Annotated in this window: 8 protein-coding genes; 5 read left to right on the top strand and 3 right to left on the bottom strand. The window is 55.6% G+C overall.

From position 1 onward, the window contains the following. The first annotated feature begins 1283 nt into the window (after positions 1 to 1283). From dptF to NRS07_RS19960, 5 genes are all read left to right on the top strand, one after another. Entirely contained in the window at positions 1284 to 2894 is a 1611-nt protein-coding gene (gene dptF, locus NRS07_RS19940) for a DNA phosphorothioation-dependent restriction protein DptF (protein WP_259213908.1), read from the top strand. Next, entirely contained in the window at positions 2894 to 4210 is a 1317-nt protein-coding gene (gene dptG / locus NRS07_RS19945; RefSeq protein ID WP_259213909.1) for a DNA phosphorothioation-dependent restriction protein DptG, read from the top strand. The genes dptF and dptG overlap by 1 nt, the downstream gene beginning before the upstream one ends. After that, on the top strand, positions 4191 to 9218 hold the full coding sequence (dptH, locus tag NRS07_RS19950; RefSeq protein ID WP_259213910.1) for a DNA phosphorothioation-dependent restriction protein DptH: 5028 nt from the start codon (positions 4191 to 4193) through the stop codon (positions 9216 to 9218). Before dptG ends, dptH begins: the two co-directional genes overlap by 20 nt. 481 nt (positions 9219 to 9699) lie before the next feature. Further along, complete coding sequence (locus NRS07_RS20320) at positions 9700 to 9942, top strand: hypothetical protein (RefSeq protein ID WP_307729957.1); 243 nt, start codon at positions 9700 to 9702, stop codon at positions 9940 to 9942. Continuing rightward, positions 9939 to 11264, top strand: coding sequence for an ImmA/IrrE family metallo-endopeptidase (locus NRS07_RS19960; protein ID WP_259213912.1), 1326 nt, complete (start codon positions 9939 to 9941; stop codon positions 11262 to 11264). Before NRS07_RS20320 ends, NRS07_RS19960 begins: the two co-directional genes overlap by 4 nt. Before the next feature lie 876 nt (positions 11265 to 12140). Here the strand turns inward: NRS07_RS19960 and NRS07_RS19965 are convergent. The 3 genes from NRS07_RS19965 to NRS07_RS19975 form a co-directional block, all read right to left on the bottom strand. Continuing rightward, positions 12141 to 14012, bottom strand: a complete 1872-nt coding sequence (locus NRS07_RS19965; RefSeq protein ID WP_259213913.1) for a patatin-like phospholipase family protein — start codon at positions 14010 to 14012, stop codon at positions 12141 to 12143. 133 nt (positions 14013 to 14145) lie between these two features. Further along, a complete protein-coding gene (locus NRS07_RS19970; protein WP_259213914.1) occupies positions 14146 to 14559 on the bottom strand; it encodes a hypothetical protein in 414 nt (137 codons plus the stop codon). 267 nt (positions 14560 to 14826) lie between these two features. Next, on the bottom strand, positions 14827 to 15186 hold the full coding sequence (locus NRS07_RS19975; protein WP_259213915.1) for a hypothetical protein: 360 nt from the start codon (positions 15184 to 15186) through the stop codon (positions 14827 to 14829). Between the last annotated feature and the right edge of the window lie 7 nt (positions 15187 to 15193).

Genomic DNA, 15193 nt, shown 5'->3' on the forward strand with positions numbered 1-15193 from the left:
TTTTTGTTGACAGGGTAGCACTGGATAATTTTCCGTAGCAAGGGCGCTCGTGGGAAAAGTTGTTCGTCTTCGCGAAACCCTGGCAGCAAGCAGAACTTGGCGACGCCTTCTAGCTCCACCTAGGCCACTGCTGTTTTTGGGAAAGCTTACGGTAGACAGAAGGAGCTCCAATTCCGGGCGTGTTTACTGTGAAGGTTAGGAATTGCTTGATGAATTCAAATTGCTCACATTTCCCTCAGTTCGCAAGATGTTGGGGGGTTAGGTTGTAAACTGTTGCGCCTGGTCATCATAAGAAGCAAAATATAAGCCTTATCCTATAAAATCCAGATATAAGGTCTCGCATATATAGTTGATAATAAGACATTACTAATTCCACAGTTGCCCTGGAATTGGCCCTCACAGAAGGAAAAAATAGACTTCAGACATGTCGATGGCCAGGGCGAAGAATCCAACAATCACGAGCAGGAGCATCGCCGCGATGAGGGGATGGCGCCGGACCGCCCGGCACCTGGCGGGCGCGTCATAAAGCGCTGCTGCGGAGCCGAACGAGCACCAAGATGGGATACGAGTTTGGAATGCATGTGTTGTTGATCTCACAGACGCTTGACCCGAACTAATTGAATTGCGTCAACAGAAGTGTAGGAGCGGGGCATGGACCACGCTTTGACGACTGACAAATGCGTAAATAGGCGCGCAGCCTGACTGCAGGACATGGATGATGAACGCCGTTATCGCACCCCACAGCGCCCTACAGATGCGCGTCATGCAATATTGCTTGGAATAATCGATCTGTTTCTGATAGCAGTCGTTCGGCTGATGTTAATATCCAGCAAGTGACAATGTGTGAGTTCAATGAGGCGATGAACCATTACACTGTTCCATTGAACGTTCATCATGTACACATACACAGCTCACCACCTTCCACATCACCGACGCCGCGGTGCGCGCGTGCGCCTGCGCCTGCGCACCGAGGGACTATCCGTGCGAGTCGTTGCAAGCGTACGCATAGCGCGGCGCGCGCAGAGGTGGATGGCGAGGCGTGCTGACACGCGGGGCGTATTGGCGCGGTTTTGCTCGCCACAGTTGGAGACATCGATGTATTACGTTGGACCTAGCCGCCACTGGCCATGCTCGGCATGCAGGGCGTCGATGACCGGAAAGATGAGCGGGCCGCTCTATTGATCCCTGATGAACGAAGCGCCGTGTCGTCCAGTTTCCGCGCCAACGTCGCCGTTTCATGCGATAGCAACTTCAGCATTTTCACGCTCACCATTTGACCGGTTATGACAACCATTACGTTTCGGGACGCCCTTTCCGTCCTTTCCAAATCATCGCCCTTTTCCGTCAAGACCTTGTCGACCAAGGCCCCCGACGGCTTCGACGCCCTGAAAGAGTGGCTTTATATCGAGCAGGATATCGAACGGGATCTACGGGCCCAGCTGGCGCACGCCAAGCCTGGCGACGTGTTGTTCCTATGTGGCAGTAGCGGCGACGGTAAGTCCGAAATTTTGACACGGGTCCATCACGCCTATCGGGATCGGGTGACTTTTCACTTGGATGCGACCCATAGTTTTCAGCCCAACCAATCGGCTATCCAGGCACTTGATCAGGTATTTCGCCGCGCCGTGATGGACCAAAAAATCCTGGTTGTTGGGATCAACATCGGCATGATCGGCAACTACGCCCAGGAGGGAAGTCCCGAGCTAGCCGAGGTGCGAGATGCGATGCGCGCCTTCCTGCAGAACGCCGAGCCGCCGGCTCCTTACTATTTCTTTAACTTCGAGAATTATCCGAAGTTCAAAATGGACAACGGTATCCCCGTCGCGCCGTTCGCCAAAGACATCATGCGTCGCCTAACGAACACGAGCGACGCGAACCCGTTTTATGCGGCCTTCAAGCACGGCGAGCTACGCCACAGCGAACCGCGGCTGTACGCGAATTTCCGCTTGTTGATGCTCGGCGGTGTGCAGGACGCGATCATCGCCAACATCGCCAAGGCGCGCTTAGCCAAAGATCAATTCGTCACGGCACGCGGCCTGCTCGACTTGTTGCATCATTTACTGACCGGGCCGGGCTATTTGTTCGACAATTTGTTCTCTGGCGGCGACAACGAACTGGCCGCACGCGTGGCCGATTTCGATCCCGCCTTGCTCCGCACGCGCAAGCTCGACCAGTTAGTGTTGCGCTATGAACTGGGGCTGGTCGAACCCGAGCGCGATGCCTTTCTCGAAGAATTCACCGCATGGAATATCCGGCTCAATAGCGAGCAGCAACCGAACGCTGCCTCCTTGATCCGCCTGTTCTCGACTTTGCAGGGTGAGCATGTCGGAAACGACTATCACCGGCAATTCGCCGACGAGTTCGCCGACCAAGTCATGATCGACTACGCCGCTGTGTGGAAGATGCATGCCCAATTCGACGGCAGCAGCGAGGCCAGGACGGCGCTGCGTCGATTCTATACGTCGACCCTTACCGCCGGTATCTTCCGTTACGCCAACCGTAACGCCGCCGAGCTCGGCAAGGACGAGATTTTGCTCGGCGAGTATCACGGCGTCAAAATCGCTAGCTTGGCCGACTTGCGGCCCGACTATACGGCCTTGCAAAGCTTGGCGCCCACGACCTCGATCGCCAGCTTCAACGTCGCGCTGCGGGTCGGCGACGAGCCGCTCAAGCCAATGCCGTTCAACATCAACCTGTTCGGACTGTTGCTGCGCTTGAACCAAGGTTACCGCCCCAATAAATACGATAAAAACAGCATCGTCTTACTTGACGAATTGGTCGAACAAATCAAAGCCCTGGTCAAGCGCGGCAACCGCTTAAAACTGTATCGCCAGCAGCAACGCATCTCCTTGAGATACGAAGACGGCATGATCGATACCGTTGGAGAAATGTAATGTATCCATTCGCAACCGACTTGCAGGTGTCGGACAAAAACAAGTCGCCTAACTACCTTCCGGTACGACAAAAAGGAAATGAATTTTCCTGGGCATCGGTGACCGGTCTGGTGCTCGGTAGCGTGCTTCAGCAAGGTTTGCAGGACTTTACCGTCGAGGCGTTCCGCGACGAGTGCCGCGCCGAATTCAAGGATTTGTTGAACGAGCCGGGGGTGTGGGAATGGCTCGACCATATGTATTTTTCCAACCATGCGGTGCTGCAGGTCTCGCCGCTGTTTCTGCTGTTTAAGGCGCAAAAAGCCGCGCGTAGCGAGCACGAGGATCCAGCCGCGAATCAACGCATGAGCGACATGTTCTCCGGTTTGCTCGCAGGTTTTACTTTGCCTGAGAAGCCGGACGACAACCTGCACTTTCTCGAACAGGTCATGCTCGACGTATTGGTGCGGCGACTCAGCCCGCTCGAGAGCAAAGGACGGCCACGCGAGCGCCCCTATCTGCCCTTTCTAACAGAGGCCTTTCAACGCGACATGCAGTTCCTTGCGGCCTATCCGCAATACTTGATGTCCGAACTGACCAACACGCTCAAGCTCTACGCGTTTAGCTACTGCTCGCAGCTGTCGTTGGCGGTGCGCGATTGGCGCCGCGGCACGCCGCAGCCCAAGGAGCTGTATTTCATTCTCGACGTCGAGAAAGCCTCCACCGAGCGCGACAAGATCCGCGAGCGCGGCTACCGCTTGCTGGCGTCGACAGCCAAGGAGCTGTTCCCGGTGCTGTCGGCCGCCGAGGTACTGCAGACCGAGGGTTTGCAGCGGCCCCTGTGGCAAATCTACGCGGATGCGCAAGAGCACGGCGATCAACAAGCATTGGTCGACGCGCTGAACGACTACATCGGCCAATTCGCGACCAGTCGCCAACTCGCGGCCCCGCCGCTGGCCGAAACGCTCGAAGACGCCTTTAAGCAATTCGTGGTGCTGGCACTGCGCCAGTTCGACCCGGGTAAAAGCGAGCGTCACAGCGTCAATCAACGCTACGCGCGTGAATTAGAGAACAAGATCTTTGCCGACTTCATCCAGTTCCGTGGTCGTGCCGGCAACATCCTTGCTCTGAACCAGGACCAGTTGCTGTTGCTCACCAATTTGGCCATCGGCCGCAACGATAAGCTGCGCTTTTTCGAATTGCTGCGCGAGTTCCAGCAGCGTGGCTTCTTTTTTGATAATCAAAGTCAACAAGTGCTGATCGAGTTTTTCGAACGCATGGGCAATGTTGAGCGAATGAGTGATAGTGGAGAGGCTGTGTATGTCCGCAAGACCGTATGAAAGTTACCTGGTCGATGTGTTCATCGAATGGGCGTCTGTCAACGCCCAGCCGGGTTTCCGGTATCAGTTCCAGTCTCCCGACCACAACAACGCCAGCAAGCTGCATCGTGCTTACCTGGCGCACGCAACGGACGCGGTCACGCTCGACGGCGTCGCGTTGTCGTACATTCCCTTGGCGGGCACCCGGCTCATTCCCGTCTTGCACGGCGAAGACGGCGTCGGGTTTTCCGAGAACTACATCTCGCGTTTGCGCGATTGGGTATCGGATCGGAGCGTCGGATGCACCCTGCTGATCATTCACAACAGTAAGCTCGACACGATCATCAACAGTTCCGAGGATCTGGCCGGGGAAGGACGCGCCTGGCATCCTCACATGCTCGTCAAACGCTTACGCAGCCTGTCCCAAGAACACGCCGCCAGCACAAATTTGCTCGGCTGCTTGTTGGACGAACAGTTGAAGTACGTGGTGAGCGAGGGCGCGACCGTGTTCGGGTTTGCCCCTGTGTACGAGGCGATTTCGCAAGGCACGATCGAACTGAGCAAGCTGGGCTTGTTCGAAGACCCGCTGGTCGCTTCGCTGAACAACGTGGCGCAGATTCGAAAACGCCTGGACGAGAACCGGGATTTGCGGCGTCATCTCGAGTTCGTGACGGAAAACTATGCGGAGCAGGTCGAAGACAGGTTACGCGAAGAGTTTGGTCCGAAGTTCATTCGCGAGCATTTTGTCGACAGCCAGAATTGGAAAAACTTAAGCTTCGCCGATTTTAAACAGGAGCTCGACACCAATCATGCGCAGTCGTTGACCTTGGAAAGCGTTTCAAGCGTCAATGGCAAGCTAACAGAGCGGGCCAAGAGCGCTACCAAGGCTGGGCGCAAGGATCTGAGTGTGCTGATCGAACTTCCTGCCAATGCCACGGAAGCGTTATTGGACATTAAACTCCTGGCCTCGGACGTGGCGCTGTCGCAGCTCGAAATCGGGCAGTGTTCGATCGACCGCAGCATGGTTGAGGTCGGTGTTGGACACGCGGGCGGCAAGCGTAGTCGCATCCAGGTGCGTGCACCCTTCGCCGGCGAACCCCTGTTTTTCACCGTGACGCTGCGCCGTCCGATTCGCGCCGAGAACCATCAATTCCGTTGTCTGTTCTTGCGGCAGGGCGTGTTCTTCGTTGACGGCTTCAAAAACCATTTCCGCGTCGAGCCTCACGTCAAGCGCCTCACGCTGCAGATGGAAGCGAATCGCCTGTCGATCGCGGAGAACGAAGGACCGAGCTTCGCCTCCGACGACCCGCACGACGTTGTCGACAGCACGGCCTATGCCAGTATCGACTTCTCGCGTCAGGCCAACGCCTCTGAAAAAATCGGGTTTCAGGTGGCCAACGGCGACCAGCGCTTGACCTTTAACATCGAAGGCGCGCCGGCCGAGGAATCGGTCACGGTGCCCTTGATCCACGATCGCGATCGTTACGAACGTTTGTTCCGCGACGACGCTTACCGCGCCGAATTCGGTGTCAACAGCAACCGCCTCGTCATCGACAACCGCGAGTCGGCCGTTGCCGGCGTCCGACAACTGCTGCTAACCCGCGAAGCGACGATGGTGGCCGAGCGTATCGTACATGTGTCGAGCAAGGGGCAGATCCGCGTCGAGGACCTGCGCGAGATCGACATGTCCTTGCACGCCGCCTATGAGGATTGGTACGGGTACTTGAGCGCACGTGGTACCACCCCGAGCCTGGTGTCGTGGGGACCGGAATACCGCGCGCTTAGCGCGGCGGTCACGGACGCCTACGAGCAGGCTTTATTGTCGATCTTGCCCGACAAGGTGCTGACCGACACATATAAGCGCTTGCTGCGGGTCGGGATGGTCGAACACGAAGGCAAAGAGTTCATCACACCGTTTCACCCGTTGAATCTATCGTACCACCTGCAACTGGTAGAGACCATCGTCGCCGACCGTAAGGCCGGTCACGACAGCTTCGCGACACTACCCGACGTCACCCGCGAACGCTTGACGCCGGCTGGCTTGATTCCGTTCGTGTACGACGGCAGCAATACCGTGTCGCATGTGAGCGCGGTGCGCGAGAACGCGTCGTGGTTGGAATTGATTCCACAAAAGGAGTCGAGTTTCACGTATGTGCGTAATCTGGTGCGCGACAAGCTGACCGAGTTTACCCAGGCTTATGCCAGGTTGTTCAGCGCGGGACCGCGCAGCACCTTGATCCTCAACGTCATCAACATGGGTGGCGCGCGCGAACTGTTCCTGGGCCTGACCGATTACTTCAAAAAGTACCGCGACGATACTTGCGCGATCCACGTGAACTGCTACGACGACCAGATCCTGTTCAACGAGTTCGACGCGTTCGCCGAATGTGTATCCTCGCAGGCGCTGCGCGACGCGTATCAACTCGGCCGCGGCGGCGTGCACGACGATGCCGACTTGTTGATCGACTTGATCCGCAGTCGACTGACGTACAGCAAATTCAAGACGCCGAAGGACGACGAGCAACTGGCCTACGCGCATCTTGCCTTCTTCCGCAATAACGCGCCGGTCGACGTGCGTCCGGTGCGGGCCGAAGGCGCCTTGAGCGGCGTGCTATGCGACGGGTTGATCGCCGGCGAGTCGGCCGAGAACATCGAGAATGCCTATTTCTCCTGCTTCGGCTTGCGTAACGTCGACTATCAACCCTTTCAACCGCTGCGCCTAGCCCGGCTGGTCGGCGCCCTGATGCAGCCGGCGCGCGAGAGCAATAGCCCGTATGTAGGCATGAGCTTGGGGTTGGCGGCCAGCACTGAATTCCGCGAGTTGTTGACCCGTTCCTACGACAGCGCGCTGTGGACCACGATTGTCGATCCCAAGGTCACGCTCGACTTCTTCACCTCGCAGCGCGACGTCGTGCTGATCCATTATTCGGACCAGTACACCAGTTCGGCCGGTTACGACGCCATCACCGTCACCAAGCAAGTCGACCTGTTCCGTCGCTTGCTCGGCAAGGAAAGCCTGCTCTCCGAGTTCAATGCGTTTAACGGAGAATGGTTGCTCAAAATGCTGACCGCGAACGAGAACACCCGTAAAGAGCGACGCGGGATCATCGGCGCCTATAAATTTGTTCGTTCGCTGTTGATGGACGCCGACATCACCTGGGTGCCGCTGTCGGTGGCCGAGATGATCCGCGTCTCCGGCAACGTCGGCTTGAAAATGAGCGAGAGCGACTTTTCGCGCAACCTGCAAGGTTATACGCGCGGGGCTATCTCGGACGACGTCTTATTCGTCGGCTTCCGGGGCGAACAGATGTATTTGCTGCCGCTCGAAGTCAAGACCGGCGCCCGTCCGGATTATGACAAGGCGGTTGAGCAAGCGCGCGAATTGAAGCGCTACCTGCGCGATGAAATCCTCGGGCCAAACACCATGGTCGCGAAGCTGTATCGCGGCCTGTTCGTGCGCCAGGTCTTGATGCAGGTTGAAAAATATCGCCTGTACGGGGTGCTCACCGACACCGACCTGCGCCACCTGGCGCCGCGCCGGGAATGGTGGCTCAAGGGCGACTACACGCTGGCCGAACTGACCGACTATCCCACCGGCGCGGTCGTATCGCATCTCGATAGCGGAACCTGTTTCGACGCCGCTTACCGTACCGTGAAGGATGTCATGCTGATCGATCTGCCGATCGGCTTACTGGACTCGCTGATCGACGCGGCCGATGCCGGGCAAATTCGCGCCTTGCGTACGCAGTGCCACGTCCCGGCCGACTATGTGTTGTCCGACGCGTCTCATACGGGTGCGCCGCCGGCGGTGAGTGACGTGGATGCGGCGCCGGCGCCGATCAGCGTCGTCCCTGTCGCCGACATGCCGGATGTCGCTGTCGTGGCCCCGCCCGCCAGCAGCGGACACTTGCGGGTATTGGTCGGTCATAACGTCACCACCAACCAAGCGCTGTACTGGGAGCCGACCAACACGGCGCGCTTCATGAACAGCAACTCGGGAATCATCGGGACGATGGGTACCGGTAAGACCCAATTCACCAAGTCGGTCATCACGCAATTGGTGCGTAACCAGGCCGACAATGTGAACGGCGCCCCGATCGGCATGCTGATCTTCGACTACAAATCGGACTACGTCGACAAAGAGTTTATCGGCGCGACCAGCGCCAAGAAATATCAGCTGAGTAAATTGCCCTACAACCCATTGAGTCTGTTCGGTGACACGCCGATGCTTCCGCTGCATACGGCCGCCGGCTTCGCCGAGACGATGGCGCGTGCGTATGGGTTGGGAACCAAGCAGCACTTAAAGCTCGAAAACCTGATTATCCAGTGCTATGCGAGCGCGGACATCTATCCCGAGGACGAGGCGAGCTGGTCGAACCCGGCCCCGACCATCGAGGACGTATGGCAGCTGTTCCTCAAGCAGGAAAAGGTGGAGGAGGATTCGCTCTACGCGGCGCTGTCGAAGCTGGCGCGCTTTAAAATTTTCGAACCCGACGCCCAGAAGACGGGCAGCTTGTACGACTTGATGTCCGGTGTCGTTGTCGTCGAGCTGGCCGGCTATCCCTCCGAGATTCAAAACCTCGTGGTGGCCTTGACGCTCGACTTGTTCTACGCGCAGATGCAAAAGCGAGGCAAGCCGGACGTCGTCGGCGACTTCCGCCAGATCACCAAGATGATTCTGGTGGACGAGGCCGACAACTTCATGTCGCAGGACTTTCCGGCGCTGCGTCGCATCCTCAAGGAAGGCCGTGAGTACGGGGTTGGCGTGATTCTGTCGACCCAGGACATCACCCATTTCAAGACCGGAGAGAACGACTATTCGAGCTATATTTTGAGCTGGACCGTGCACCGCGTGTCGCAAATCAAAAACGCCGACGTCAAGGCGTTGTTCAACAAGGACGACAAGAACGAGCAAGAACAGCTCATGGAAACGATCCGGCGTCTTGACAAGCACTACAGCCTGTTCGTCGACGGCGAAAAGCGCATTCAAAAAATGCGCGACTCGACGTTCTGGGAGCTCGTGCAATAGGAGTGGTCCTGCCTTAAAGGGCGGGCCACCACACTTGCCGGCATCTGACGTCATGCCGGATGTTTTGGTGCCCGCAACCATCATAGATGGATGCAGGCGCACAGATACCGCGGCTAGGCTCCACGGGATCGACAGCGCGGTTCCGATGGCAATGTTGCAGCTGAATCGGCGTACGCGAAACGTCGATCGATACGTTTGGGGTAGCGCCTACCTAGACATATCAAGGAATGTTGGGAAGCCGCAAAGTAGAAATGCAGGTCTGGTAAGATGCTCACAAATTACTTATTTACCTATGAAGAAGCGGAACTCACAATTCAACCCAAAACGAGCGCTCGCACCCAGCAATCCGGAAAGTATGCAGTATGCGTTGAGCCTACTGGAGCGTCTCGGGTATGGGGGAAATTCCGAGCACAAAAGGAACCCCGGCGACTTCGGTCTTACCCCTCCGAGTGGTCCTCGTCCGGGCAAGTCCTTGTGCGACGTGGTATCCATATTTTCTCGTGACGTGGCGCTGAACCACCTCAAAACGGGGGCGGCGAAGTGTCTGATCAGCGACCGTAAGGTCGACGGGTTCCCGAAAAATATTTGGTCGGTAACTGAGGATGGTGTGCCGATGGAGGCCCAGTTGGAAAATCCAGTGCTAGGCACCTATCATGGATATCCCATGCCAGATTCCGATCCATTTGCCGAGCAGGTACTCAATCGCTGGAAGGGGACGGAATGAATCATTTCCAGATGTCACATCAGTGGACTTCCGCTCAAACCGCTGAACCGGATGAACAGCACACCATGTGCCGATTTATGTTGGCGGTAGGTAAGAACACACTGACGCAGAACGAGGACATTTTTTCGCAAACCGTGTCCGACTCGGTCTTGGTATCTGCACTGCCTTTAGCGCAGTGGTTTGCGGCCTCATGGTGGAGACTACTATCGGAGCCTTTGCCCCGCAAGAATAGTCGCCCGCCACCCGGATTTCGTATGGCGCATGAGATTGCCGCCGCAGGGGCGGGATATGTCTGGCCCCAAGTGCTTTTTGCGACAGACCGCGAGGTCATGCAAATTTGGGCTGTGCCGTCGCGTCAAAGTGAACAGCAGTCGGTTCGATATTTAAATGGACTGGCGACTCCCGCCGCAGTGTCGATGAGTGAATTCGAAAGCAGAGTCGACAACTTCATCAATTCGGTTATCGCGCGTCTTGACGCGAAAGGATCTTGTCACAACGGTCTTCAATCGCTATGGCAAGAAGTTCTGGATGAACGCAACGACGTAGAGGCCTCCATCGCTCGCCGGTGCGAGGCGGAACTGGGCTACGATCCAGACGAGTGTCCAGAAGATGTGCTTATTACCGCGCTCAATCTCAAAAAACGCATGGGAGATTCGACCTTGTCGGAACTTGCTCCTGTGTTTGGAAAAGACATGGGGGGCGATTCGATTGGCAAGCTCAAGGATTTGATCGATAGTCCGGGCCTCATAGGGCGTCCCGATGTCCCGGCGATAAATTGCGATAAATCGTTGTCGGCGGCACCCTGGGAGCGAGCGGTCACCGATGCGCGATCTTTACGATCGCAGCTTGGCATCGACTCCGATAAGATCGAGACCCACACGTTGTGCGATTTACTTGGAATCCGATTCAAGGATGTCGAGGATTTTGTCCTGCCAGGCGTGAGCGTAGCGGCTGTCGGGAAACCCGTGGACGAAACGAAAATCGAATTTATTCCGCGTAGGCGACATCCGAATGGACGTCGTTTCGAGCTGGCACGATTTGTTGGCGATTATCTGAAATGTTCGGAACGCGGTCCAGGATGGCTTGCCTCGACAGATCTAAGCACGTCCCGACAGAAGTACCAACGCGCTTTTGCCGCCGAATTTCTTTGTCCTATAAACAGCCTACAAGCATTTCTCGAGGACGATTTTTCCGATGACGCTATCGAGGACGCCGTCGAGCATTTCGGAATCAGTCCAGACACTGTCAGGTCCCTTTTAGCGAACAATAACCTGTTGTATCGCGATTATGGTAGAACCACTCTGCCATATGCGTTGAGTTAAGGGATGTCACGGAAGTACCATGGATGCCAAAATCAGGCCTCGAAACCTGCACATTGCAGCGCTCGCGTTAGCAGCGGGGTATGTTCCTGCCGCTCAGACCACATTGATGTATTTGAGTACCGATTTGGGTGGCCACTGACATCGACTACCTACCGGCTCGCGGTACTGCTAGCAATAGTCATGGCAGTCGCAACGGCTGGCGCTTTGCCAGGCTTATGGACCAAGAGGTTGTTTCGGATTTTGATTGTGGTCGGCTTGTCATACGTAGCATTGTTTATCGTGACATTCATACCCGGTTGTATCTGGGGGCCGGCGTGCCTGTAGGTGCGACCTACTAGACTAGAAATGTCGGCTTCCGGCCTAGTAGCGGACGTAGAGAGGAGCGATACGGCGGAATATTCAGATTTTTTGGAGCCAATAACGCGGTTAGGACATCTCACTGGACGCTATGCTCTTGGTCCTTCTCTACGTGAAATTGTGATGAGCGCAGCGCTATGTACTTCCTTTCCTGAAACGAATATCGACCGCGACTGCTCTTGCTGTCATGCCGGCGGGGCGCAGGGTGCATCAGCGTGGCTATGCCGACACGCTGCGGCTGCTATGGTCGTCGGTGTTCCCGTTCTCGTGCTGTTCGTGCTCGGACTGCAAATGCGTTCCCCACCGCAGGCGTCCCAGCAACCGCAGATCCGGACGGGAGCGCATGCGGTTGCGAATGACGCGACAGCGCGCTCCCTGGACAAGAAGGAACTTGATAAATTATTCGAGCGGCCTGTTTCGGAGATGGGATCGGTCTTTCCGTCCCCGGCGCCAGCTCCTGGCGCTGATGCCCACTTCCGACCTTTATAAGTGCCAACAGGCTCGATAGACCGGTCTACTCTATTGCACGGCAAGCGGCGTAGGAGCGGCACTAGCCGCTGACGCGCTCGGGCTAGACACGATCGCCGGCAACGCACAAGCCTCTGCCAGTTCACGCGCTCCATCGAGACCAAGTTGATAGTACGCGTCGAACAGCTCATCCGATATGAATTGGTTGAACGTCGAATCGTTAGGAAAATGCATTGACAAATCCTGGCCCCAGCCTTTGGTCAACCGCTTAATCCGAGTGTGCTTCACATAAAACAACTCACCCTTGGATCCGTCAGGATAGTGGACAACAAAAATATCGACCGAGCCATGTGTGCGGCTATAGGCTATATCGACATCAAGGTCTTGACGGGCGCGGGCGCACAGCACCCTGAGCGACTCACCCGTATCAAAGGGGTCGAATGAAGCGTCGAAACAGTAAATCTTCTTGGTCATTTGGGTAAGCAAGAAATAGATACCAGTGTTTTCAAAATGGCCGCCATCGGAAACTTTGAAATACCCTTTAGTGATATCCGATGCTTCATCATTGAACGTCAACCACAAATCCCTGAATCTTTTCGGTCCACGGCAGGAAATTTCGTTGCCCATCTTATTCAGCCACAAACCGGTATTCACACTGAAGCTGGTCAGAATATAGCGATACAGGCGGGACGTCGCGATGCCGACATCGATGGCGGCGCCAGACAATGCCATAGCCCCCTTATAGGTGGAAATCCCAAAATCGTCTTTCACCTTGTCCCAAGGAACTATGTCGGATGTCGACACGGCGATCCCCGCAGGACTGATATTGCCATGACTGGGTTTACCGTTCTGCAGTATCGAAATATTCGCGACGCAGATGGGGAACCATTTGGAAAGCTTTGGGGGAGCGCTAAACGTTTGCTGGCCATTACCAACGAAAACCTCGACATATTTCTGATATGACCTAAGCATCGAGGATTTGTTGCTATTTGTGAGGCCCCAGATCAACAGTACAGCGCTTGGAAGGGCGACGAACAGTCCGAGCGAGGTCGAGTCAAACCGTTGTCCTGCATCGCGAGGGAATAGGTGATTGACAGTGAGTGTCGCGAAAAAGATAGTAAGCGCGATGCTGATGATCTGCTTCGAGTCTCTTCCCAATACAGCGCTGAGGCCATTACGTATGGAGTACAGGATCCAACTATCCCGTGGATTGCGTTGAACGGAAAGTAGGGTGATCATTACGACGCCGACCGCGAAGCCGGCCGCGGTCGCGTAGATCGATCGAGACGAAAGGTAGTGCGCTACCAGAAATCCGCCGAAAAGAATACCCACATAAACGCCAAGTCGAAGTGGATCGATCAAAGAGTTTAGCCAACCCAGTTTGGGGAAGGACGAGGCCATGGAGTGCAAGACGAACGTCGAAAAAATGATCGAAAGCAGTGCAATCACTAAACTTGTAATCACCGTATTGCCTGCAACGGTCTTTACCACGCTCGCCATTGTCCAAAACAAGGTGGTAAGTGCCGACAATAGGATAAGCCCGATAAACAGCCCGAGCATCGTATGCATTAAGACACGGCTCTTGAGCGAATTAAACTTGTCGAGGCCGCTGCCGATCTCGTGATACAGCTTATTTTCACCTAAAAAATCCTTGGCTTCTCGGTGGTCGGAATTCGCCATGACAGCCAATGGAACATATCCGCCGCCGGATACCGAAGAGATAAAATCGGTCTGCTGAAGTAAACCCAGGTTATAGAGGCCGGCCAAGGCTCCCGTTGAAAAAGCGGCGGAACGAATCCCGCCGCCGGATAAAGCTAAGCCAACGAGTTGCTCTTTGTCGTCCTCCGCCGCCACCGTCTTGTCGAACTGAAGCGCTGCTTCCTGTTTTCTACGTTTTACGATCTGTTCGAAATTCTTGTTCATATATGCTTGTAATTGTTATTTTGCCGATCTAAGTGTTTCCTTGAGACACTTGCGTTCAATGCTAGCACATTAAGGTTTGCAATTTTGCTGATCGGCGCGTGGCGTTGGTTTTCGTATCGCGCCCAGCAGCGTTCTATCTCGTTTGACCGATCTTCCAATCGCCGGTTACGTCGCGGACCATCCGCATGTAGACGGGACCCTCTTGGTCACCGTTTCCATATTCGACGTCAACGCGATAAATTTCCTCCTGGCCGGTCTCCGGGCCCTTCACCTCCAGGTTCGATATCCCACCCTTTGCCTTGATCGATTGTGCCGCGCTGTCCATGTTGGCGGTGATACCGTCAATATCGAGTGTGTCGTTCTTCATCAACGCAAGCATTTCAACCGTGTCGCCTTCGTCCATTGCGTCATAAAAACGCCGAATCGTTTCTTCGGCATCGGAAACACTAAAGAAACACGACTTCAGAAGAAGTAGCAGCACGATGGCATCACCCATGAGGCTCCACTTTGCAAAATTTGATGTAAGAGGAGGGGCGATCGATTCCATGGTGTCCTAACGTTGCGATATACATGTTGTTAAAAATGTTAGATGACGAACGATAGCTTATTGATAGCCGTATGGCAACAAATTATCGATGGCGACGCATACGCTAGTGAGCCGAACGGTGCGGACATCGTTGCTCGGTGCGGTTCGACTACGCTGCGTTCACGCAAATACGGTCGAGGTCTAGCGCCTATGATGTCCGAATGACCGAACGCACCGATTTCCTGACCGCCAACTGGGTCGATCTGATCCTGCTTCTGCTACCTATGATCAGTCAGCGACAGGCCGCCTGCTCGTTTGCCTCTGCTGATCCACCGCCGCGCATAGCTTACCCACAATCTCCTCCGGCGCCGCTGTGGGAAGACCACCTGTGTCGAAGCCTGGGTAAACCCGTCCGCTTCCATCGCTCGAGGACAGACGGTGAAGAGTTAAGCCGCTATTGCCGATCAAGCGCTCACATTCATGCTTTACCACGCCTAAGGTGATATGTAGTCGCGTCCCGCACAGTTTGCCAAAGCGCTTGGTGCCAAACGCATTTTCGAAGGCGGGACGGGTGTCATTGATCGCGACCCACTTGGTCGTGGATTTAAAGACAAAGTGTTTGCTGATCAGTACTTCTTCGATACTCATGCGACTC

This window comes from Massilia sp. H6 (assembly GCF_024802625.1).
Classification (GTDB): Bacteria; Pseudomonadota; Gammaproteobacteria; order Burkholderiales; family Burkholderiaceae_D; genus Telluria.